Annotated in this window: 23 protein-coding genes; 9 read left to right on the top strand and 14 right to left on the bottom strand. The window is 41.2% G+C overall.

All coding sequences use genetic code 11. The features are described 5' to 3' along the window. Window position 1: 1 nt before the first annotated feature. From JIG41_RS11500 to ilvY, 3 genes are all read right to left on the bottom strand, one after another. Entirely contained in the window at window positions 2–865 is an 864-nt protein-coding gene (locus JIG41_RS11500; RefSeq protein WP_036967164.1) for a MipA/OmpV family protein, read from the bottom strand. Between the two features lie 149 nt (window positions 866–1,014). After that, entirely contained in the window at window positions 1,015–2,064 is a 1,050-nt protein-coding gene (locus JIG41_RS11495) for a GGDEF domain-containing protein (RefSeq protein WP_199524761.1), read from the bottom strand. 228 nt (window positions 2,065–2,292) lie between these two features. Continuing rightward, window positions 2,293–3,195 (bottom strand): HTH-type transcriptional activator IlvY, encoded by a 903-nt coding sequence (gene ilvY, locus JIG41_RS11490; RefSeq protein ID WP_118844447.1) that lies wholly within the window; start codon window positions 3,193–3,195, stop codon window positions 2,293–2,295. A 137-nt stretch (window positions 3,196–3,332) separates the two neighbouring features. Here ilvY and ilvC point away from each other — a divergent pair, with 137 nt between their 5' ends. From ilvC to JIG41_RS11470, 4 genes are all read left to right on the top strand, one after another. Then, complete coding sequence (ilvC, locus tag JIG41_RS11485) at window positions 3,333–4,805, top strand: ketol-acid reductoisomerase (RefSeq protein WP_199524760.1); 1,473 nt, start codon at window positions 3,333–3,335, stop codon at window positions 4,803–4,805. Window positions 4,806–4,947: 142 nt separating this feature from the next. Continuing rightward, window positions 4,948–6,861: a methyl-accepting chemotaxis protein gene (locus JIG41_RS11480; RefSeq protein WP_065978111.1), complete on the top strand. Its 1,914-nt coding sequence runs from the start codon at window positions 4,948–4,950 to the stop codon at window positions 6,859–6,861. 93 nt (window positions 6,862–6,954) lie between these two features. Beyond that, window positions 6,955–8,139, top strand: a complete 1,185-nt coding sequence (locus JIG41_RS11475; RefSeq protein WP_065978112.1) for a tetratricopeptide repeat protein — start codon at window positions 6,955–6,957, stop codon at window positions 8,137–8,139. Further along, window positions 8,066–8,992, top strand: a complete 927-nt coding sequence (locus tag JIG41_RS11470) for a M20/M25/M40 family metallo-hydrolase (RefSeq protein WP_083633645.1) — start codon at window positions 8,066–8,068, stop codon at window positions 8,990–8,992. Before JIG41_RS11475 ends, JIG41_RS11470 begins: the two co-directional genes overlap by 74 nt. Here the strand turns inward: JIG41_RS11470 and JIG41_RS11465 are convergent. After that, window positions 8,981–9,298 carry a GIY-YIG nuclease family protein gene (locus JIG41_RS11465; RefSeq protein WP_036967146.1) on the bottom strand — a complete coding sequence of 106 codons (318 nt, stop codon included), beginning with the start codon at window positions 9,296–9,298 and terminating at the stop codon, window positions 8,981–8,983. The two genes, JIG41_RS11470 and JIG41_RS11465, sit on opposite strands and share 12 nt — an antisense overlap. Before the next feature lie 116 nt (window positions 9,299–9,414). Here JIG41_RS11465 and JIG41_RS11460 point away from each other — a divergent pair, with 116 nt between their 5' ends. Next, a complete protein-coding gene (locus JIG41_RS11460) occupies window positions 9,415–9,777 on the top strand; it encodes an outer membrane protein assembly factor BamE (RefSeq protein ID WP_036967144.1) in 363 nt (120 codons plus the stop codon). 101 nt (window positions 9,778–9,878) lie between these two features. On the opposite strand, the gene JIG41_RS11455 is transcribed toward JIG41_RS11460, so the two are convergent. Continuing rightward, the gene (locus JIG41_RS11455) at window positions 9,879–10,205 is read right to left on the bottom strand and encodes an RnfH family protein (RefSeq protein ID WP_036967142.1); all 327 of its coding nucleotides are present in this window, start codon (window positions 10,203–10,205) and stop codon (window positions 9,879–9,881) included. After that, window positions 10,202–10,642: a type II toxin-antitoxin system RatA family toxin gene (locus JIG41_RS11450; protein ID WP_036967139.1), complete on the bottom strand. Its 441-nt coding sequence runs from the start codon at window positions 10,640–10,642 to the stop codon at window positions 10,202–10,204. Before JIG41_RS11450 ends, JIG41_RS11455 begins: the two co-directional genes overlap by 4 nt. A gap of 133 nt (window positions 10,643–10,775) precedes the next feature. Between JIG41_RS11450 and smpB the strand changes: the two genes are divergently transcribed. Then, window positions 10,776–11,255, top strand: a complete 480-nt coding sequence (gene smpB, locus JIG41_RS11445; RefSeq protein WP_036967136.1) for an SsrA-binding protein SmpB — start codon at window positions 10,776–10,778, stop codon at window positions 11,253–11,255. 190 nt (window positions 11,256–11,445) lie between these two features. After that, window positions 11,446–14,049 carry a TonB-dependent receptor gene (locus tag JIG41_RS11440; RefSeq protein ID WP_118844450.1) on the top strand — a complete coding sequence of 868 codons (2,604 nt, stop codon included), beginning with the start codon at window positions 11,446–11,448 and terminating at the stop codon, window positions 14,047–14,049. 67 nt (window positions 14,050–14,116) lie between these two features. Here the strand turns inward: JIG41_RS11440 and JIG41_RS11435 are convergent, their stop codons facing one another. Further along, entirely contained in the window at window positions 14,117–14,722 is a 606-nt protein-coding gene (locus JIG41_RS11435; RefSeq protein ID WP_036967121.1) for a peroxiredoxin C, read from the bottom strand. Window positions 14,723–15,036: 314 nt separating this feature from the next. Continuing rightward, window positions 15,037–15,750: a fatty acid metabolism transcriptional regulator FadR gene (gene fadR, locus JIG41_RS11430; RefSeq protein WP_036967119.1), complete on the bottom strand. Its 714-nt coding sequence runs from the start codon at window positions 15,748–15,750 to the stop codon at window positions 15,037–15,039. A 285-nt stretch (window positions 15,751–16,035) separates the two neighbouring features. Between fadR and nhaB the strand changes: the two genes are divergently transcribed. Further along, window positions 16,036–17,616 (top strand): sodium/proton antiporter NhaB, encoded by a 1,581-nt coding sequence (nhaB, locus tag JIG41_RS11425; protein ID WP_065978553.1) that lies wholly within the window; start codon window positions 16,036–16,038, stop codon window positions 17,614–17,616. A gap of 56 nt (window positions 17,617–17,672) precedes the next feature. On the opposite strand, the gene tyrA is transcribed toward nhaB, so the two are convergent. The 6 genes from tyrA to ffh form a co-directional block, all read right to left on the bottom strand. After that, entirely contained in the window at window positions 17,673–18,806 is a 1,134-nt protein-coding gene (tyrA, locus tag JIG41_RS11420) for a bifunctional chorismate mutase/prephenate dehydrogenase (protein WP_065978554.1), read from the bottom strand. A gap of 486 nt (window positions 18,807–19,292) precedes the next feature. Further along, window positions 19,293–19,652 carry a 50S ribosomal protein L19 gene (gene rplS / locus JIG41_RS11415; protein WP_004587324.1) on the bottom strand — a complete coding sequence of 120 codons (360 nt, stop codon included), beginning with the start codon at window positions 19,650–19,652 and terminating at the stop codon, window positions 19,293–19,295. Window positions 19,653–19,685: 33 nt separating this feature from the next. Beyond that, window positions 19,686–20,453 (bottom strand): tRNA (guanosine(37)-N1)-methyltransferase TrmD, encoded by a 768-nt coding sequence (gene trmD / locus JIG41_RS11410; RefSeq protein WP_036967113.1) that lies wholly within the window; start codon window positions 20,451–20,453, stop codon window positions 19,686–19,688. Continuing rightward, entirely contained in the window at window positions 20,453–20,986 is a 534-nt protein-coding gene (gene rimM / locus JIG41_RS11405; RefSeq protein ID WP_199524759.1) for a ribosome maturation factor RimM, read from the bottom strand. The genes trmD and rimM overlap by 1 nt, the downstream gene beginning before the upstream one ends. A gap of 17 nt (window positions 20,987–21,003) precedes the next feature. Beyond that, a complete protein-coding gene (gene rpsP / locus JIG41_RS11400) occupies window positions 21,004–21,252 on the bottom strand; it encodes a 30S ribosomal protein S16 (protein ID WP_036967110.1) in 249 nt (82 codons plus the stop codon). A 241-nt stretch (window positions 21,253–21,493) separates the two neighbouring features. Further along, complete coding sequence (ffh, locus tag JIG41_RS11395) at window positions 21,494–22,870, bottom strand: signal recognition particle protein (protein ID WP_036967108.1); 1,377 nt, start codon at window positions 22,868–22,870, stop codon at window positions 21,494–21,496. 243 nt (window positions 22,871–23,113) lie between these two features. On the opposite strand from ffh, the gene JIG41_RS11390 reads away from it, so the two are divergent. Then, window positions 23,114–23,917, top strand: coding sequence for an inner membrane protein YpjD (locus JIG41_RS11390; protein WP_065978555.1), 804 nt, complete (start codon window positions 23,114–23,116; stop codon window positions 23,915–23,917). The last annotated feature ends 38 nt before the right edge of the window (window positions 23,918–23,955 follow it).

Genomic DNA, 23,955 nt, shown 5'->3' with positions numbered 1-23,955 from the left:
ATTAAAAAATATGATTGAATCCTATAAAAGCAGTCATTGAATACGTGTGTTCAAAAAGCGGACTGTCATCCACGGCTGAGTAGTCATAATATGCTAAATGAAAACGAAGAGAGTTAGTCTCACTCAGAGGCCAACGGGCGTCGATTTTAGCATAAGGTTGCCAGCTACTGCCAACACCAATTACCCCATTTAAAGACTCTTCGGCAGATAAACCATAAAAATAATCATTTAGTTTGGCTGATTTGTACCAAATGCCTACGCTCGGCATTATTTCAAGGTCATCGACTTGATAATGTGCTTGCCATTGTAATGCACTTCGCATTCCTTGGTAGACCCCAGATACATCAGCTAAAGCTTGAAAAGAGAAAATATGGTTATCACGTACGTAGTGGTAGCTCACGCCCGCATCAAGTGCCCAACGACGTTTACGTACATCGTCAATTGTCACCCTTTTTTTAACGAGTTCGTCACTGGTCGTTGATTCAACCATGAAGCTATTTGATGTTTGCAGTGCAAACACATTACTTGGATGAAAATCAATAAAAAAGCGAGTTTCAGGATTAAACTCGGTCACAAAATTAACAACGTGTGAAGCACTTTCATGAAAAGAATAACCGAGGCGGCCATTATCAAAAAACCACTTTTCGCTGTAATAGGCTATTTCAGGTAGCACTACTAAGGGTAAATTTTTACCACCATGTAGCGGGTTCGTCATGACACCAATACCCGCATTAACACTTACGTGCCAGCGATTAATATCGATTTCTTGACTAGCCACACGGCTTTCACGTTCAGTGCGTGTTGATTCATCGGCATAGACTTTACTTGAAAGCAAAAGCAGCACAGAAAAAACGATTACGCACATCCTGATCGTCTGAGACTTCATTATTATTGTTACGACCAAAGAGAATTATGCAATGACACCATACTACCAAGTTGTGAATAAACTGTCCTTAGCAAGTTACAACTATTCACAAATTTGATACATTTATACGCAGTAAGTCTGTCACTTTGTTACTCTTCAATAATTTCTATGCGATTACGACCGTGCTTTTTAGCGAGATAAAGTGCCTTATCAGCTTTTTTAATGAGTTGATTTGGTTGACTATTTGTTGATTTAATTGCAACACCAAAGCTTGCGGTAACATAACCCAGTACAGTCGTGGAAGCAGGATCTTTAATGTGTAATTTTGTGATGGCTAAACGCAGCTGTTGAGTAAAGTTAGTCATATCACTGATGCTGGTAAACTGCGCAGTGAAACAGAACTCTTCTCCCCCATAACGATAAACTTGGCCAACACTTGCGACATACTTCAGTAATTTTACCGCAACAGCACGTAAGACTTGATCACCTTTTTGGTGACCAAAAGTGTCGTTAAATACTTTAAAGTGGTCAATATCGACCATCACTAGCACAGCGATTTCGGCTAAATCATCACGCTGACAAAAAACGGTAATATCTTCATCAAATTTGCCGCGATTAAAAAGCCCAGTGAGCGTATCTTTTTCAGCCTTTCTTTTTGAATCAATCAGCTCTTGTTTTAGCGTTATAATTTTTGCATATGCTAGGGCTAGTTGATTTTGAAAATCTTGCGTGCGATTTTGTAATGCGGCTGATTCGTTAGTTAAACGCTCAACACAGTGAAGTACATCATCGAAGCCTCTTTCTTTACTAATATCAGCATCGTGTAACTTCTCCCTGCATGCATATAATACCTGATTAAACTGCGTTGATTGATTAAGCGCTGCAGTTAAATCATGTTGGACTTGCCCTACAACATCATCAAAACTATTCGAAAGCTGATTAAATAAGGATAGGTCATTGACTGAAAGGTACTTGTTGAATGAGTAGTTAGCTTGCTCATAACTACAGCCATTAAATCTGCTAATAAAGCCATCCAGCTCTTTATTTAAATCATGGTTCTTGTCACTAACATAGCAATACCAAATTGCATAATTAAGCGGCGTTATGGGAATTTTATATTTCACCATTAATGGAATGGCTAGCTTTAAACAGTGGCTAGAATAACCTAAAGAATGAGCGGCTTGAGCAGACAATACCATGTGTCGTTGCCATGAATTTTTATTATTTTAAATTACGGTAGCAACACATTGAAAAAAATCAATAAAAAAGCAATTTCACAGATATAAACCAGTACAAACCACGAGTTAAACTTTTAAAAAACCATACTAAATAACTACAAAAAAAATAATATACCTATACAAAAACAGAACAACCAAAAGAACCAAATCAAACTCATACAGCCAACCAAATAAGCGAGCATAAAAGTATTAGATTGCCTGTTGAGTTAACGATTGCGCAATACTCCAAATCGCATTCAGTGCCGGGTCATGCCGCTCTTTATTGAGTACCGCTAAACCAATATCAAAACCGGGAATAGTTTGTTCGGCATCACTAATAATTTGAACTTTATCTTTTAGCGGACTGTTGTCGAGCACAATCTTCGGCACCATTGCCACCCCTAAACCCAAACTCACCATTGATACCATGGCTTCATGTCCCGCTACTTGCGCATAAATTCGACCATGAATGCTTTTCTTACGCCACCACTGCTCTAAACGTTGTCGAGATAACCCCTGCTCTGCCACGATAAATTCAAGGTTTGACCAGGCAATATTATTTTCATCTTTAAGCTGCTCACTAATAGGGCACACAATTTTAGGAGCAATGAGTACCAAAGGCGAGTAACCAATACTGGTGAATGCTATTTGCCCAGGTAACTTAGCAGGTTTTGCTGCAATGGCCATGGCTTCATGACCATCTAAAACCCGATTAATAGCCAGTGCTGGATCACCCGTATTTAAAGTTATTTCAATATAGGGATGCTGCATCCGTAGCTGTTCTAATATCTGATGTAAAAAACTATACGAGGCGGTGACCGAACAATAAATACTCACATTACCGTATATATGCTGCTGTGGCTCTTGTACATTCGCTTTGAAACGGTGCCAATTCGCTAACGTTGCGTTAGCATATTCAATAAAAGACTCACCCTCTCGAGTTAATTTAACCGTGCGATTATCTCGATTGAACAAGACGACGCCAACCTCCTCCTCAAGCTGCTTAATGTTTCGGCTCAGTGTCGGAGCACTGATATGACACAGCTCACTGGCCCTCGCAAAGTGTAATGTTTTCGCCAATGCTAAAAAGTAATGTAGATGCTTGTGATCCATAATTTCACCATTTCATTTTATGAAAGACTTTAATGCAAATATATCATTTTACGCAAGGTTAAAAATTGCATACTGTTAACCCATACAAAGAATGACTCTTTGTTTTCTAACAAACTAGTATTAATAGGACACTAACAATGGCGAATTATTTCAACACTCTTCCTTTACGTGAGCAGTTAGCGCAATTAGCGCAATGTGAATTTATGGATCCATCAGAATTTACTGATGGCGTAGACGCTTTAAAAGGGAAAAAACTCGTTATTGTCGGTTGTGGCGCACAAGGTCTTAACCAAGGTTTAAATTTACGTGATTCAGGTTTAGATGTTTCATATACATTGCGCGAGTCGGCTATTGCTGAGCGTCGTCAATCATTCTTAAATGCATCTGAAAACGGTTTTACTGTTGGTACATACGAAGAACTTATCCCAACTGCCGATGTAGTATTGAACTTAACACCTGATAAGCAGCATACATCCGTTGTGAATGCCATCATGCCACTTATGAAACAAGGCGCGACCCTTGCCTATTCACATGGTTTCAACATTGTTGAAGAAGGTATGCAAATTCGCGAAGATTTAACGGTCATTATGGTAGCGCCTAAATGCCCAGGCTCTGAAGTACGCGAAGAGTACAAACGCGGCTTTGGTGTCCCTACGCTTATCGCTGTTCACCCTGAAAATGATCCGCAAGGACATGGCCTAGCACAAGCAAAAGCATACGCGGCTGGCACCGGTGGCCACCGCGCAGGTGTACTAAAATCATCATTTATTGCTGAAGTTAAGTCAGACCTAATGGGTGAGCAAACTATTTTATGCGGCATGTTACAAACCGGCTCATTACTGTGTTTTGACAAAATGGTTGAAAAAGGGATTGATCCTAGTTATGCCTCTAAATTGATTCAATACGGCTGGGAAGTAATCACCGAAGCACTAAAATATGGTGGTGTAACAAACATGTTAGACCGCTTATCGAACCCTGCGAAAGTAAAGGCATTTGAGTTAAGCGAGCAGCTAAAAACAATCATGCGCCCTCTTTATAATAAGCACATGGACGATATTATCAGCGGCGAGTTTTCTCGTGGCATGATGGCTGATTGGGCTGAAGATGATGCAAAATTACTCGCATGGCGCGCAGAAACAGCAGAAACAGCATTCGAAAAGCAACAAAATACTGATGAAGAGATCAATGAACAAACCTTCTTCGACCAAGGTATTCTAATGGTTGCAATGGTAAAAGCAGGCGTTGAACTGGCATTTGAAACCATGACAGCAGCGGGCATCATTGCTGAATCGGCTTACTATGAATCACTGCACGAAACGCCACTAATTGCTAATACGATTGCGCGTAAAAAACTTTTTGAAATGAACAGAACTATTTCCGATACCGCAGAATATGGCTGTTACTTATACAACCATGCGTGTTTACCACTGCTAAAAGACTTTATGCAAAACATTGATACTGATGTCATTGGTAAAGGCCTTGATAGCACCAGCAATCAGGTTGATAACCAAACGTTGATCGCTGTGAATAAAGCACTTCGAGAGCACCCTGTTGAAGTGGTAGGCAGTAAACTACGCGGTTACATGTCAGCAATGAAGAAAATTGTTTAACCCTGGAAAGTAAGTTTCGCTTGTTAGAAACAAAGCCCAATTGCATATGCTTTGGGCTTTTTTTTTGTCCCTACATTTATTCGTCATCTGCAAAGTGTATGCTAAAATTACTCTCTTATTTGTTGTAAACTAAGACACTTTCATGGCGTTAAATCAACTTACCATTACCAAAAAAATAACTCTACTAGGCAGTTCTATTGCTCTTATCGTTGCAGCACTTATCGGTGCAACAGCCCTTTATAGTGCAAAAAAAATCATCGAACACCGTATGATTGAATCTGAACTGCCAAGTAAATTGCAAGCAATTGATAACTATATCACCCACGATATAAACCAAATGATCAGCGCTGCAGAACAGCTTTCTAGCAACGAGTTCGTTTTAGAATGGGCTCGCTCAGGAAATAATAACGATAATACGCTGCTCAAAGAGCTCAACCGCCTTGTTAAACAGTATGATTTAGCCACGGCATCTTGGGCCAATCGTGAAACTGCACAATATTGGAATCAAGACGGTTTTTTACGTGTGCTTACAAAAGAGCAAGACAGTTGGTTTTTTGCCTTCACGCAATCATCAGTGCCTTTTTCTATCAGTATTTATCAAGAGTCGCCCACTGATGTAAAAATGTTTGTTAACCACCAGCAAACCAATGGTATTGGTCTTGCAGGATTGGCAAAAAGCATTGATGACATGCAAGCCATGCTGCAAAGGTTTAAGATTGAAGAAACTGGGTTTGTGTTCATAGCAGATAAAAATGGCTTAATTCAATTACATAAAGATGCCAGTAAAGTGGCTAAGGCAAAACTAGATTCGGTGTACCAGCCAGGTATTACAGACTCTTTACTAACCAATCAAGATTTTAATTTACACGAACTCGACCTGAATGGCGAAGCAACACTGCTTGCTGCCAGCCCAATTAAAAATACCGATTTATTTGTCATTGCTCAAGTGCCCAAAAATGAGGTATTTGCCAGTATTCAAGTGTTACAATGGCAGATAATCAGCTTTGCAATTGTCATTGCGCTAGTTGCCAGCTTCGCCGGTTTCTTATTAGCAAAAACACTGTCATCCCCCCTATCAAAAATGGCAGAGCTGTTCATGCGTTTAGGCTCTGGTGATGCAAACTTAGCATACCGTTTGCCAGAATCTGAGCAGCCTGAACTGGCTAACTTAAGCACGGGCTTTAACCAATTCATTTCAAAAATTGAAACGGCCATCATGCAAGTAGCGCAAGAAAGTCGCGAAATAAGACAAAGCGCGGCCCATGTATTTAAGCAGGCCCAAAAGAACTCTGAAGCGCTTGATAATCAAAAAGAACAGACAATTTCAGTTGCTGCCGCAATTAATCAAATGGGCGCGACGGTACAAGAAATTGCCTCAAGCGCCACGAATACGGCAAAACTGACAGAAACCAGTAAACACAGTACCGAACAAAGTCATACGCAGGTGACCCAAAGTAAAGAAGCAATAATAGAATTAGCAACCGACATCGACAACATTACGGAACAAGTTAACGAACTTGCAAACAAAACGCAGGCAATTGCCAGCATTGTTGATGCTATTCGTGGTATTTCTGAGCAAACAAACCTATTAGCGCTTAACGCAGCGATTGAATCTGCTCGCGCTGGTGAGCATGGTCGTGGTTTTGCTGTTGTTGCAGATGAAGTACGCGCACTTGCCAGCAGAACCTCACAATCGACAAATGAAATCCAAACGATGATCAGTGAATTAACAAGCACATCCGATCTTGTTGTCGAACATATCAATCATTCTAAATCACGCGCTCAATTGAGTGTTAATGCCATGCAAAGCTCTGTTGAGTTGCTTAACACGATCACCAATGCAGCTAATGAGATTAATGATATGGCAACATTAATTGCGACGGCCACAGAGGAGCAAAGCAATGTCGTTGCTGATGTCGGACGCAATATTGAGCAAATTAGCGATATCAGCGATACCGTGATGCATGAGCAGATTGACACTGAGCAAGCAATAAAGGATTTAGCAAGCAGTGCGCAAACGCTAGACGATCTTGTTGCGACCTTTGATAAACGCTGACACCTTTTGTAACAGTAAACACTGACCCTTTTTTAATTACAGCCTATACTTACAGACATGTGATTCCCTAGGCTGTTAATTAAAGGGGGCCTTATGAACGCGCCTACGATTGCTCTATTATCAAGTCTTTGCTTTTTATCAGCATGTAATAATACACCTAAGCAGTTGGCCCCTGCGCCATTAGCACTCACTGAGCTCAATGAATTTAGGCTTTCAAAAGTCGAAAGTCAGGAAGAAATTTTTGCGCTAACTCCGCGTATTAAACGTCAGTTAGACAGTGCTTTTCCTGAAGACACTCGCTCACTCGAGACAACTAAACGTTTACTGCACTTTTTATTAGAAAATGGTGATGCCTCACTGTCTTATCAATCAGGCGCGACACTAACCGCGAATCAAGCCTATGCTGATTTAAATGCCAACTGCCTCTCTTTATCAATATTAGCGTACAGCTTAGCCGAGTATCTTGGTCTTGAAGGGCAATTTCAAAAGGTTCACATTCCAGAGTATTGGGCACGAAATAATGGCTTTAGCTTACTGACAGGACACATAAATTTAAAGGTAAGAGAACACGACAAACACGCCATAAACCGCACGATTATTTATCCTGGTTCGCGTTCATTAGTGATTGATTTTGATCCAAATAGCCGTCAGGCAGCATTTAAAACAAGTCATATTAATAAAGCTCGTATCACCGCCATGTTTTATAACAACAAAGGGGTTTCGGCCATGCTTAGCCATGACTATGGTCGTGCATACAGTTATTACAAAGCTGCTATCAATACAGATAGCGCTTATTCAGGAGCTTGGGGGAACTTAGGTGTGCTCTTAAGGCTAACAAATCTCTACCCAGAGGCAGAAGTAGCCTACCAATATGCCATAACCTTAGATGCTGATAACAACACGGCTTTGGGCAACCTAGCACTGCTTTACAATTTGACGAATCGTGAACAACAGGGTAATGCCATCCTCACACAGCTAGATAAAAAGCGTCAAACTAATCCGTATTATCATATTTCGCTTGGCAATGATGCCTACGCAACTGGGCGCTATGAAGATGCGATAGCGCATTTTAAGAAAGCACGCACTTTAGATAATAACTTACATGACAGTGACTTTGGCCTTGCACGTATATATTTTCAGCTAGGTGACTTGAAACTAGCCAAAAAATACCTGACCATGGCGAACAATAAGGCAGATTTTGATCATGATAAACAGCGTTATGAAAGTAAACTACAGGCACTGCGTTCGCATACTGCAAAGCTTACTGATTACCAGTAACTTATTTTACTGTGATGCTGCGTTTGCCAGTGCTGACTCTCATTTAAAACAAGATGTCACAACGCTTACTTCAACGCAATTTTATGGCCGGAAAACCAATACAATCGGCGCAAAGCGTGCCGCTGATTACATTGCAAGCCGCTTAACCTCATTAGGCTATGAAGTTCAAGAACAAACATTTCAATACCCCGCAACTTTTTATCAAAAAGCCACTGCCCGCAATATCATTGCGACTAAACCATCCGCTTGCGCTCAATGTAAAAAGATTATCTTTACTGCACATTATGACCATTTAGGGCAACGCGGGACTAAGCTCTACCCTGGCGCAAACGATAATGCCAGCGGTGTTGCTGCTTTACTCTATTTAGCAGCGTATTTCGCCGATAAGCCCCATCAGAACCAATTAATGTTCGTTGCCACCGATGCAGAAGAAAATGGCTTACATGGCAGTAACTATTTAGTGTCACAATTAAACAGCGCAGATATCGCATTAAATATTAATCTGGATATGCTCGTGGTTAACAAGCGAAAACCTCGCATTTATGCCTTTTTAGACGGCCAATCAATAGCGCAGTATAAAACAGCAATTACTAGACTTTCTGATGAAAACATTACATTTTTTGCAACCAGTTCATCTGCCCGACTTAATCGATTATTTGATCTTAACGTTGATTGGCGAAGAGCCAGCGATCATTATTCGTTTGCAAAAGCAGGTGTCCCTTATATTTATTTTGGCATGGGACACGATAAACACCATCATCAACCGAGTGATACCCTAGAGCACATTGACTTTAGGTTATTTGAACACGCAGTGAGCAAAATTGCAGAGTTTGTTAGTGCCCTAACCAGGTAATTTAGCTGTGATAACAAACTGCCTTTTTTGCGCTTTGTTTAACTTTTTAACCTGAATCTCAAGCTTACTAGCCTCGCTGCGAGAGCCAACCGGTTGCTGATAAATTAAGGTTAAAGGTCCTTTTCCTTTTAAATTTTTTGCCCCTTTGTCAGCTTGGTGAGCTGCAAAACGTTTTTCAACATCGGTGCTGATCCCTGTATACCAGTGGCCAAAACGAGTCTGCACAATATACAAATGCCAGTGTGATTGAGAACTGTCGCGCTTTTTTATTGATTCAGGTAAACTTTTTGTCGTGTCGGTGGTCAAATCTGTGCCTCGTGAGCATTAATCATGTTTCAGTAAAACAATTATTGAAAAGGGTTTTACCTTCTGTGACTAATCGGTATCATGCAGTGTATAAAAAATAAGGATTCAAACAAATAATGCAGTCGTTTAAAACTTTTTCTTTTTGGTTAGTACTTACCCTTACTTTAAGTGCTACCGCTGGGTGTTCTAGTTGGGTTTATCGCATCAACATTCCTCAGGGTAACTTTTTAGAACAATCTGACGTTGATAAGCTTCGCGTTAATATGACTCGTGAGCAAGTGGTTTACGTACTTGGTAAACCGGTTGCAGAAGATTCATTCGACAAGAATACTTGGCATTATCTTTATGTTTTTAATCTAGGCCGTAGCAATGAACAACGCAAATCGTTAACGGTTAATTTTGAAGATAATAAGCTCGTGTCAATATCAGGTGATTATGAGCAACCAAGTGAGTTCAATACCCCACTTGAACAAGAGTAAATATAAAAACAAAGGGTAGCAAAAGCGACCCTTTTTTGTATGCTAAATAGATAAAACCACCGGTTAAAACGTGCAGTAAGTGATTCACTTTCAATAGGTTACTATGCTTTATTCAGTGGGCGCCCACCGGTAACTTTATTAGCTCTACCTTCTTCTTTGGCTTTCTCTGCACGACGTCTGCGTGCATCTTTGGGGTCTGCAATTAATGGGCGATAAATTTCAATTCTATCCCCTTGCTTAACCTCTTGTGTTAACTTGCAAGTGCGATTCCACACACCTAATGTGAGGTTATTCGCATCTATTTCGGGGCACTTTTCGATAATGCCCGATTTAATAACAGCTTGCTCAACAGTGGTTCCCTCTGGTACTTCGACAAGTAAACTTGTCGCGGTTGTAGGCAACGCAAATACAACTTCAACACTTATCATGAGCGGACTCCATACACCGTTTTCGCACGTTGAGTAAAAGCATTCACCATATTCTTTGCCACTTCGTTAAACACCTTACCAAAAGCAAGCTCAATTAGTTTACTAGCAAATTCAAACTCTAAGTGTAATTGCACTTTACACGCTTTATCGTCTAAAGGTAAAAAATGCCATTTCCCTTGCAAGCTTTTAAAAGGACCATCAACTAAACGTAAAGCAACGGTTTGCTCATCAATAAAGGTATTTTCTGTGGTAAACCACTTCTTTAAACCCGCTTTCGATATTTCTAAACTGGCCGTCATACCGCTGGGTTGTTGTGCAATAATTTTAGCGTCTGAACAATGTGGTAAAAACTCAGGGTACGCATCAACATCGTTCACTAAATCAAACATTTCTTTACTGCTGTACATTACCAGCGCACTTTTTTCTATTTGTGGCATATTCACTCCCAACTGTGTCGGCGAATTTTAGCAAGCTTTGGCTATTTCCCCAAATTTTAGTAACGGGATTATTTGTATAAAGCCTTAAAAAAGCGATGTAAAAACGCTGTTTTTACGTATAATATGAACCACTATGGCTAAGAAAAAATCATCTAAATCGACAAGCAATACTATCGCGCTTAACAAAAAAGCGCGTCATGAGTATTTTTTACACGATAAGTTTGAAGCAGGGGTTGAACTACAGGGCTGGGAAGTAAAAAGTATCCGAGCTGGTAAAGTAAACATCTCTGAGACTTATATTCACATTAAAAACGGCGAAGCATTTTTACTTGGCAGTCAAATTCAGCCTCTCAACAGTGCTTCAACACATGTAATTTGTGATCCGCTTAGGTATCGCAAATTACTTTTGAACAAACGTGAAATCGATCGTCTTATCGGTGCAACAGAGCGTGATGGTTATTCACTGATCGCCACTGCCATGTACTGGAAAAAATGCTGGGTGAAGTTGGAGTTCCACCTCGCTAAAGGTAAAAAGATGCACGATAAACGTGAAGATGGGAAAAACAAAGATTGGGCGCGTGAAAAAGAACGCCTGATGAAACATAAAGCATAAAATCCCTGCTTGAGCCTAACTTTCTGTTAGGCTCTGTACCCCTTACTCTACCTCACTTTTAACATTTTGAAACGTTTCCACGTGTCAAGCTCATTCTTTTGTAGTATTTCAAAACTAACCATTTACATGGTATCAATCTTTACTGTGATTATTTCACAAAAATCTCACAATTAAACAAGGATTGAAATTTATGAAGAAAACTCATCACTTTATTCGACGACCTCTTACTGTTTTTACCATTGCCGCATTAGCGGGCACAACTTTCACCTCAGTTGCTGCCGAATCATCAGAAAGCGCTGAAAAAGTTGAGCGCATCGAAGTAACAGGTTCACGTATTAAACGCTCAGATATTGAGGGACCCTCACCTATCCAATCAATCAGTCGCGCAGATATTGATAATATGGGTTATGACAACCTACAACAGCTTTTAGAGCGTATGCCAGTCGCCGGTAATGGCACATTTTCAACCCGTGGGAATAACCAAGATTCAACAGCAAATGGCGCTGCTGCCGTGAGCTTACGTGGCTTAGGTTCGGATGCAACCTTAGTACTTATCAATGGACGCCGTGTTGCTATTAGTGCTTTCGCAGAAAGTATTACCAACTCATTTGTTGATATTAACTCTATTCCTGTTTCAGCAATCGAGCGTATCGATATTTTAAAAGACGGTGCATCTGCTATTTATGGCTCTGACGCGGTTGCTGGTGTAGTTAATATTATTCTTAAAAAAGACATTAATGGTCTAGAGGTCAACTTAGGTTATGGTGGTACTGACGGACCTAATTATGAAGAAAAAACAGCGAGTTTAGTATGGGGAACAAGCACAGAAAAAAGTAGTGCGTCTGTTATTATTGATTATTTTAATAATACGGCATTATCGTCAGATGAAATGGGACGCCTAGGCACCGCTAACCAAGAACCATATGGTGGTATGGATTTCCGCTCTTCGCGTGGTTTTCCAGGCTACTTTTACGTCGATGGCGAAAAAACAATTGACCCATCTTGCCCTGCAGAAAATGCAACCGCCAGTGGTAGCTGTTTATTTGACTATGGCCCCTATGGCTATATAACACCGGCGTCTGAACGTGTTGGCGCTATTTCACAATTTGAATATAACTTTGATAATGGCATCACTGCATTTATGGAAATGGCAGTACAGCATAACTCCTCACAGGCAGCGGGTGCTCCCACTCCTCTTGATGAAGACGCAGGACTCACGGTACCAGCAAGTCACCCAAACAATCCTTTTGGTCAAGATATTGAAATTGGTCGGTATCGTACCGTTGATGCAGGTCCTCGCCAATGGGATATCGAATCAGATACACTGCGTTTTGTGGCTGGCTTAAAAGGTGAAATTAATGATTGGAGCTGGGAGACAGCCGTTCAAAAAGGCCGCAGTAAATCAATGCAAACAGGCAGTAGAAGCCAGGGCTGGGTGCGTACCGACTTTCTTCAGCAAGAAATTGATGCGGGTAATTACAATCCATTTGGAGGCACCTATAACGACCCTGCGGTTATCGACAGAATTACAACAAGTCTGGTGCGCCGTGGTGAGTCGCATATGACCTCATTCGATGCCAATATCAGTGGTGAAGCATTTAGCTTTGGTGATGATGTCGTTATGATGGCCGCCGGTATTGAATACCGTGAGGAAGATGTAAGTGATATTCCTGATGATCAATTTCAACGTGGTTTAATTTTTGGTACCGAGTCAGTGTCAGCAGCAGCTGAGCGTGACCAGTATGCTGCGTATATTGAGTTTTCAATCCCGCTTGCAGATAACCTAGAGTTACAATTAGCGGGTCGCTATGATGATTACAGTGACTTTGGCTCAACAACCAATCCAAAAGTAGCTGTACGTTGGGCACCAACCGATTCAATCACTGTTCGTGGTTCTTGGGCACAAGGTTTCAGAGCACCTTCATTAGCGCAAATTGGTTTAGGTCCCTCAGAAGAAAGTCAGTTCTTTGTAGATACTTACCGATGCCAAGCGACAGGGCTTGATTGTAATGCACTTGATTACAACATTCAGTTTGCAGGTAATCCAAACCTAGAAGCTGAAGAATCTGAATCTTGGAACGTTGGCTTTATTTGGGCACCCACAGCTGAATTTGGTTTCGGTATTGATGTGTGGAGCATAACGCAAGACAATAAAATTGATGAGCAAGAATTCGGCCCTATTTACGATCAAAATTGTAATGATCAAAATAGCACAGTGTGTGTACGACTTGCGCCTCAAGGCGGCCTAAGCTTAGGGGTTATTCAAAAAGTACATAGCACTTTCGAAAATGTATCCTCACAAGAAGTATCTGGTGTTGATGTCTCTGCTAATTACACGCATGCAATGAATGACTACGGGTTCTTAAAATTCAATCTTGAATGGGCATACCAAAATGAATTTAAGAAAGATGGCCGTGATTATACGGGTGAATATCGTTACCCAGAAAATCGTTGGATATTCAGCACTAACTGGGAAATGGGTGACTTTAATACGAATGTGAATGTGAGTTACATCGGTGAGTTTGAAGATACCCCTGATATCGACTTTGACGGTAACCTAGACTTTGATAGCAACACATCACGCATGGTTGACTCTCAAACACTGGTTGATTTACAGACTGCGTATAACTTCTCAGAAAAACTAAAACTCTCTGTGGGCGTTAATAACGTATTTGACGAAGATCCTCCATTTGCAATTGGTGATGGTGATAGCGACTTATATGGCTATGTATCAAGTGTGCATAACCCTCGTGGACGTTATTTCTATACAAAGCTAACAATGCGCTTTAACTAAACGCATACCAGATAAAACAAAACCCGCCAATTGGCGGGTTTTTTAATACTTTCAACAAAGGCCTAAATTATAGGTCGCCTTCGTTTTCAGAAAGGAATTTAGCAACACCTTCAGGGCTTGCATCCATACCTTTTTTACCTTCAGTCCAACCTGCTGGACATACTTCACCGTGCTCGCTGTGGAACGCTAGTGCGTCAACCATGCGAAGCATTTCATCAATGTTACGGCCTAATGGTAAATCGTTAACTACTTGGTGACGTACTGTACCTTCTTCGTCGATTAGGAAAGAACCACGGAAAGCAACACCTGCTTCTGGGTGCTCAACGTCGTACGCTTGACAGATTTCGTGCTTAACGTCTGCAACTAGTGCATATTTAACTTGACCAATACCGCCGTCAGCAACAGCAGTGTTACGCCATGCGTTGTGTGAGAATTGTGAATCGATAGAAACACCGATTACTTCAACGCCACGCTTTTGGAACTCTTCAAAACGCTTGTCGAAAGCGATTAACTCTGAAGGACATACGAAAGTGAAGTCTAACGGGTAAAAGAAGATAACTGCTTTTTTACCTTTGATAGTGTCTTTTAGGTTGAAGTTTTCAACGATTTCACCGTTACCAAGAACAGCTGCTGCAGTAAAGTCTGGTGCCTGACGGCCAACTAATACACCCATTTTTATCTCCAAATATTTGAGTTTATTTCCAATTGCCTACGCAATACTCACATATATATGGTTCCGAAAAAACAAAAACCAAGAGTAAGTATCGATATTTAGCAAGATAGTTTAAAGAGGTTACAGGCAAATGAACAATCGAAAAAAGCGATATATGCAATCGGAAAAATTGATATAAAAAAGATATGCGCTATGTCTATCGAATTACCTTATGATGCAGGGTGATTATGAACCCACCTTATTGTTAAATAAATACAAAAAACCCAGCTTAAAGCTGGGTTCTCAAATATAAAAAGGCGCATAACTAAGGGCTGTTAGTCCATAATATCTTCTGGCATATCACCACGGATCTGCTGCCAGATTTCACCCGTTTGATGGCCGTATTTACGCATAAGCGAAATAGCCCCGTCGTGTTCATGACGCTCAGCAAGCGAGGTTAAATCTTTATAAAATTGGCGAGCAAGCTCACGTGTACGCGAATCAGAGAAGTAATGGCAACCGATTTTTGAGTAAAAACCTTTAAAGCCATTTAAGATAAGTACATAGATTCTGTTGTTACCTGCGACAGCAAGTTCATGATGCACTTTGTAATCGTAGTCTGCAAATGCTTGCGCGCTGTCTTCAAGCTGCTCACTTTGCGATAAAATTTCGATCACGCGTTCAGGTGCTAATTTTATTGCAGCACGAGTGTAGATGGCACTAATGTTAGTGCGAGCCGATAGAAGTTGATCGGTAAGCTCTGGCATTTTGTCTTCATCTAGTCGTGCTAACGTCTCTAGAATGTTAAGACCTGAGGTTTCCCAGAAATTATTAACGCGAGTTGGTTTACCATGTTGAATCGTTAACCAGCCATCACGCGCCAAACGCTGTAGCACTTCACGCAAAGTGGTACGTGTAACACCTATTAACTCTGACAACTCTCGTTCTGCTGGAAGAATTGAGCCAGGCGGAAAGTCACCATTCCAAATAGATTCAACAATGTATTCTTCAGCAAAACCTGCTGGACTTTTCGCTTTAAAAATTCTCATTCAATTTCCACTTGAGTTAGCACATACTTCTATCGCACAAAGCGATCAACCCACTGATTGTACCAGATGCTCTGTAACTAACAAGTAAAGTCCATCCAGTGTACATAAAAATCTAAAGATAATAACGAAATAATTAGCCTAGTATTAATAAACCACACTTAAGTTAATAATTAACAATCGTTATCGTACTTTAGCTATACTAAAATTACACTAACAGCATATTTACTGTTAACGCTAAGTGAATTAACTTATTAGCGTTATCATCCCATCTAATAAGGTACTGCAATGCAGCAACGAGTTCTGCCGGCAATCTTTAAAAACTTTTTAGGGAATTCGCCACAATGGTATAAATACACCATTCTTGCTTTTTTATTGTTAAATCCGATTTTATTTCAATTAAACCCTTATATTGCTGGCTGGGTGCTGGTACTAGAGTTTATTTTTACCCTTGCTATGGCATTAAAATGCTATCCGCTTCAACCCGGTGGACTTCTGGCGATAGAAGCGATGTTTATTGGAATGACTTCAGCAGGTCAGGTTGAACATGAAATAGTTCAAAATGTGGATGTCATCTTACTGTTGATCTTTATGGTTGCGGGCATTTACTTTATGAAAGATCTGTTACTGTATATTTTCACTAAGTTAGTTGTCTCAGTTCGCAGTAAAACAGTGCTGTCGCTGTCTTTTACACTTGCTGCTGCATTCTTATCTGCATTTCTTGATGCCCTGACTGTCATGGCGGTTGTTATTGCCGTTGCAATGGGTTTTTACAGCATTTACCACAAAGTTGCTTCGGGGAAAGACTCCAGCAGTGAACATGATATAAACGACGATAATCAAGTGCGTCCTGTCAATCGTCAAGAATTGGAAGAATTTCGGGCATTTTTACGCAATTTGTTGATGCATGCTTCAATCGGTACTGCATTAGGGGGCGTATGCACCATGGTTGGTGAACCGCAAAATTTAATTATTGCAGAACGTGCTGGCTGGTTTTTCGGAGAGTTTTTCTTTCGCATGCTCCCCATCACCTTGCCTGTAATGATTGCAGGTGTAGCGACAACTATTCTACTCGAAAAAACGAAGACATTTGGTTACGGTGCTAAATTGCCAGTTCCTATTCACACCATATTATCTGAGCATGCTAAAAAGCTTGAGAAAAAACGAACAACGCGTGACAAAGTCAATTTGGCTATTCAAGCAGTAATAGCGGTGTGGCTCATCATTGGACTTGCTTTACACTTAGCAACCGTCGGGTTAATTGGTTTATCGGTGATTATTTTTGCCACTGCCAGTGCAGGGATCATTGAAGAGCACCAGTTAGGAAAAGCATTTGAAGAAGCACTCCCCTTTACCGCTCTGCTGTGTGTATTCTTTTCAATTGTTGCAGTAATAATCGACCAACATTTGTTTACGCCGGTTATCAGTTGGGTGCTGACATTTGAAGGACAGTTACAATTGGTGATGTTCTTTATTGCGAATGGATTGCTTTCTATGGTGAGCGATAATGTATTTGTTGGTACAGTTTATATTAATGAAGTCGCTGCCGCGTTAGAGGCGGGGCAAATCAGTCGTGATCAATTTGATTTGTTAGCCGTTGCAATTAATACAGGGACTAACTTGCCTAGTGTGGCGACACCAAATGGTCAAGCTGCATTTTTATTTTTACTCACCTCGACACTCGCCCCCGTGCTCAGGCTTTCTTACGGACGAATGGTCTTTATGGCACTGCCCTATACAATCGTATTGACTGTAGTAGGTTTAAGTATGACGTTATTTAGTTTGTCTGATATGACTGAATTACTCTATCAATGGGGACTTATTCAACACCATTCGGTTGGATTACCTGGCTCATTAGGCGGTCACTAATAAACAGTGTATAGCGAGCAGCAAACAATGTGCTCGCTTTTACTTAAGCGACAGTGTTAATCAAGCACTTTAGCATCATTCGCTTTATTCAATAAGCTACGACTTTGTGTCAAGAAATGTGCCGTTGCATCTGAAAAATACGCTTTAGCTTCTGCAAAGGCATCTATAAGAGCGGCTTTATCACCCGCTTTTAATTTTTCTAATGTTTGCGCAAACGTATCTTGGTAGTTAGCCAATAAGGCTTCGACATCATCAAATTGCGCAAGCATAATATCAGAGTAAAGCTCTGGCGATTGCGCAAATAAACGACCAACCATCATGAGTTCTAGCTGATAAATGGGTGATGAACAACTTCTCAGTTCTGCGAGTGTATGACTTTGTTTTGCTAAAAACTGACCATAAACAAAAGTCGTTAAGTGGCGCATGACCTGGATAATTTGCATTGCTTCATCATGCTTTTTAGCATCCATTTCCACTACCTGACAGCCCCACACTTGTAATTGTGCCAATAATCCTTGCGCAACTTCATGATTACGTCCTTCACATACCACAACAGTCTGCTTTACCCAATGAGATATATCGGGGCCAAACATTGGGTGTAAGCCAACAACAGGGCCTGAATGAGCTGCCATTAATGCTTTTAATGGCTTTTGCTTCACCGAGGTTATATCAACCAATAAACACTCATCATCAAGCGTTGGTAATGCTGCTACTACCTGTTCTAACGCATTGATTGGCACACTCACTAACACCAACTTTGCGCCTGCTAAAATAGCTTCACTATCAGCCTGCTGTTGTTTATCTAAAATACGGACTTCATACCCAGAACGAATAAATTGTTGGGCAAATAATTGCCCCATAGCCCCTTGACCACCCACAATGACAATCGGAGATAGCTGAGGAGCAGAACAGGCCAAGCTCCCTTGCTGATTTTGATACGCTTCTCGCATCATACGACGCAGGATATCTTCAACAAGCTCAGGGTTAACGCCTTGACTCATTGCCTCTTGGCGACGAGCTGCCAGCAAATCGGCTTCACGGTCAGGCGCATGTAATGGCGCCCCTGTTTGCTGCTTAATAGCCCCTATTTGCTCTGTAATACCATTACGCTTTGCTAATAACGCGACTAATTGCGCGTCACATTCATCGATCCCTGCTCTTAATTCTGCTAGCTTATCCACTGTTACCACACCTCAAACCCAAAACGTAAACTAAAATATACAAAAAAGTAAACCTTTTAATACGAAATATAGTACCAGCATAAGCAGCAAAGTACAAAGTCCTTGGGGCTAATCACACGGGGGAAATACGCCAGTTCAAATATTGCTGTACGGGAATTATTGAAAGAGGTGTGAAAAGTAAAATAAGAAGAAGCCAGCTAATTTCAATCCACAATAATGCTTCATCATTTTGAGGGATTAAACCTCTCGCTACCTGCGTTAAAAATGTCTGATTTATGACTGCATGGATGCAGAAGGTAGAGCAATGCAGGAGCTATTGCCGAGAATGACTAAATAACGACATTTTTGCCTTGTTATCAATGACGTTTTATCGCTTCAAAACTGCTCTCTTAATTAAGCGAATTAATACAATAGAAAAATTGTTCCCTTAAAACCAAAACGGGTTGCAACCCGAAGGCTGCAACCCGTTTTTTTTGCGTTGATAAACAGCGCGTATTAGTTAAGTTTTTCTCTAATACGTGCAGATTTACCAGAACGCTCACGTAGATAGTAAAGCTTCGCACGGCGAACTGCACCGCGACGCTTAACTGTTACGCTGTCGATAAGAGGGCTGTGCGTTTGGAATACACGCTCAACACCTTCACCGCTCGAGATTTTACGAACTGTGAAAGCTGAGTGAAGACCACGATTACGCTTAGCGATTACAACACCTTCAAAGGCCTGTAGACGCTCTTTGTTACCTTCTTTTACACGTACCTGTACAACTACTGTATCACCAGCGCCGAATGCTGGTACGTCTGTTTTAAGCTGCTCTTCTTCAAGCGCTTTAATAATATTTTGGTTTACTTTTGCCATTATATTTCTCACTTTCCTAGGTGTAACTGTCTTCTAGCCACAAGCTTGTTGGTACTCTTGCTTGAATTCTGCAAGAAGTGCCGCTTGCTCCTCAGTCAGAGCTAGGTTATGCAACAAGTCAGGACGACGTAACCAAGTTCTACCTAATGACTGCTTTAAGCGCCATTTAGCAATTTCTTGGTGGTTTCCGCTGAGCAATACAGCAGGCACCTGTTTATCATCCAATGTTTCTGGCCGTGTATAGTGAGGACAATCAAGCAATCCATCCGAAAATGAATCTTGCTCTGCTGACTGATTGTGACCTAGTACACCAGGCACTAATCGCGCAACAGCGTCAATTAATGTCATAGCGGGTAGTTCACCACCACTCAGAATAAAATCACCTATTGACCATTCTTCGTCAACATATGACTCTATGATTCGCTCATCTATACCTTCATAGCGACCGGCAATCAAAATCAGTTTATCGGAGTTGGCTAATTCAGCCGCACCTTGCTGATCTAATTTGCGCCCTTGCGGGGACATATAAATTACTTTTGCACCATCGCCTGCCGCTTTTTTAGCGTCAAGGATGGCTTGTTTCAATGGTTCAACCATCATCAACATGCCGGGACCGCCCCCATAAGGACGATCATCCACGGTTCTATGCTTATCAGTAGCGTAGTCACGTGGATTCCAGCAGTTAAAGTCAATTAAACCATTTTTAACTGCGCGACCTGTTACCCCTTGAGTGGTAATAGCATCAAACATGTCCGGGAAAAGGCTTATCACCCCTACCCATAACGAACTCGTTTGTGACATTAAAACCCTGGGTCCCAGTCTACGGTAATTTCTCCTGCTTCGTGTTTAACTTCTTTAATAACAGAATCTGTTAAAAAAGGAATTAAACGCTCGGCTTGGCCAAATGCATCTTTTTTGTTTGCTTTCACAACCAAAACATCATTTGAACCTGTCTCCATTAGGTCATCAACCGTGCCTAAGTCGTAACCTTTATCGGTTACAACAGACATGCCAATGAGATCTCGCCAATAGAATTCACCTTGCGGTAATTCTGGTAGTTGCGCCGCGTCAACAGAGATTTCAACATTGGTGAAAGCCATTGCTTGGTCTCGATCGTTTACTTGCGCAACTTTAGCGATAAAGCCTTTGTTGTGGCGACGCCAGTCGACCACCTCTAAGGTCTGCCATTTACCTTGTTGCCCTATCAACCATGGGCTGAAATCGAAGATCCCTTCGGGATCATCAGTAAATGAATGCACCTTAAGCCAGCCCTTTATACCATAGGGGGCGCCGAGCTTTCCTACAACAATTATCGAGGTGTTCTCTTGACTCATGGTTACACTTACGCCTATTAAGCCGCTTTACGAGCGTCTTTAACTAATTTAGCTACGCGATCTGAAAGAGATGCGCCTTGACCTACCCAGTGTTCAACACGAGATAAATCTAAACGTACTTTTTCTTCCTGACCAGAAGCGATTGGGTTAAAGAAACCTACTTTCTCGATGAAGCGACCGTCACGCGAGAAACGGCTATCCGCAACCACAATTTGATAGAAAGGGCGTTTTTTAGCGCCACCACGTTGCAAACGAATAGTTACCATACCGTCCTCTAAATAGATTGACTGTTTTCATTAATAAGATTTACTCCCCAGTACGGGGAGCTGGGGAATTGTACGAGTTTTTTGCAACATTGCAAGTAAGAAGTGATGCAAAATGTAAGTTTAGTTGATTAAACACTGATCTGTGCGTTAAATCTTACATTTGCGCCTAAGTTCGGCATAATTTATCCATTAAAAAAGGAGCTATTTGCTCCTTTTTTACACGAAACGGACTTTTTGAAAATTAAAACTTAGGTCCGCCACCCATCATACCTGGTGGTAACATCCCTTTCATGCCGCGCATCATTTTCATCATGCCGCCTTTACCTTTCATTTTCTTCATCATCTTTTGCATCTGCGTAAATTGCTTAAGCAATTTATTGATTTCTTGTACTTGAGTACCAGAACCCGCTGCAATACGTTTTTTACGTGAGCCTTTAATGATTTCAGGGCGGGCGCGTTCTTTTGGCGTCATTGAGTTAATAATCGCCTCCATTTGCACAAATGTTTTATCACCCATTTGCCCTTTTACTGCATCGGGTAAATTTTGCATACCTGGCAATTTATCAAGCATCGACATCATACCGCCCATGTTTTTCATTTGGCGCAGCTGCTCAGCAAAATCATCAAGTGTAAAGCCATCGCCTTTAAATACTTTTTCAGCAACTTTAGCGGCTTTCTCCTTGTCGACTTTCATTTCGACTTCTTCGATCAATGAAAGTACATCACCCATGCCTAGAATACGCGACGCTATACGGTCAGGATGGAATGGTTCAAGAGCATCGGTGCGCTCACCCACACCCATGAACTTAATCGGCTTACCGGTGATATGGCGAATAGATAAAGCAGCACCACCACGGGCATCACCATCAGTTTTCGTTAGAATCACACCACTGAGTGGTAATGCTTCATCAAACGCTTTTGCTGTATTTGCAGCATCTTGACCTGTCATTGCGTCAACAACAAATAAGGTCTCAATAGGATTAATCGCACTGTGTAGTGCCTTGATTTCATCCATCATGTCGCTGTCAACGTGCAAACGGCCCGCTGTATCAACTAAAACAACGTCAATAAACTTTTTCTTCGCGTGGGCAATCGCATTACTGGCAATATCAACAGGCTTTTGCGAAATATCACTTGGGAAAAACTCAACCCCTACTTCAGTAGCTAGGGTTTCAAGCTGTTTGATTGCCGCAGGACGATATACGTCAGCACTCACCACAAGCACAGATTTCTTTTTGCGTTCTTTTAAGAACTTAGCAAGTTTACCCACACTGGTCGTTTTACCGGCACCTTGTAAACCCGCCATCATCACAACTGCTGGCGGCTGCGCATTCAGGCTTAGCTCTTCATTTGCTTCGCCCATGGCTTTTTCAAGCTCTTCACGAACGATTTTAATGAACACTTGGCCTGGACTTAAGCTTTTAGTTACTTCAACGCCAACTGCGCGTTCTTTAACTTGCTTAACAAAATCACGAACAACGGGTAACGCAACATCCGCTTCCAAAAATGCCATGCGGACTTCACGTAATGTATCTTTAATATTGTCTTCAGTTAAGCGTCCGCGGCCACTGATATTTTTTAAGGTTTTACCTAAGCGTTCTTGGAGATTCTCAAACATGTAAAGGTTCCGATAAAACGTGTTTCACCTGTAAAGCGCGCAAAAAACACAATTTAAGTTGCAATACAGGCAATATTAAATTTCAATTCCTAGCAGTATACCGTAAATGGTGGTCGACAATACAGTGTTCAAGTGCGCTGTTTGAGTTTCTTTTTACAAACTCTATGCTTTTGCCTTGCTATAAAATACAATGGCATCAATGAGACAAGGATTTATTGATATAAATTAAGTGGCCAAAACACGATGATTATTAGTTTAACTATTATTGCTAGTTTGTTTTATGTGTTAGCAACGTCGCATGTGCTTTCACGCCTTTTTCACAAACAAGGCCCAAGCCAAAAGCTCACGGTGATTTTAAGCACCGTAGCAATCCTTGCACATATGTTATTACTGGTGAATTCTGTTTTTCGAGCAGACGGCCAAGATTTAAGCATTGTTAATGTGGCACTTTTAACCTGCTGGGTCATTGTGGTGTCTGTCACGGCGGTGTCGCTTAAGTTTCCTGCAACGTTGCTATTGCCTGTTGTTTATGGCTTTGCAGCTATTTTAACGCTTGCTAGCCTATTTATACCGCACCATGTGATTATTCATACCATTGATGTAGAACTAGGCTTAGTGACACATATCTCGCTATCTTTGCTAGCTTATTGCGTACTTATTATCGCGACTTTATACGCTATACAATTTTACTTTATTGATAAGCGCTTAAAGCGTAAAGATTTAGCCATTGTGCACAGCCATTTACCCCCGCTAATGGTGGTCGAGCGTCAGCTCTACCAACTATTAACTTTAGGCACTATTTTACTCACCTTCGCACTTCTGTCTGGTTTTATATTCTTAGACGGTATGTTTGCCAGTGAGTTTATCCATAAAACGGTTTTATCATTGATTGCGTGGCTTATTTTCACGGTTGTTACGGTTGGTCACTTACGCCAAGGTTGGCGAGGAAAACCCGTGGTATTTTCGATCATGATAGCTGCATTTATCCTATCACTTGCTTATTTTGGCAGCCGTTTCATTCAAGAAGTGATACTAAATAAGTTTTAACTTGACTCAGCAAGCTCTCTCTAGCTTAATATGCATTG

Origin of the sequence: Pseudoalteromonas sp. bablab_jr011 (assembly GCF_016464045.1) — a bacterium.
In the GTDB taxonomy this organism is placed as follows: domain Bacteria; phylum Pseudomonadota; class Gammaproteobacteria; order Enterobacterales; family Alteromonadaceae; genus Pseudoalteromonas; species Pseudoalteromonas lipolytica.
This window is presented reverse-complemented; position numbering and strand designations above follow the sequence as displayed.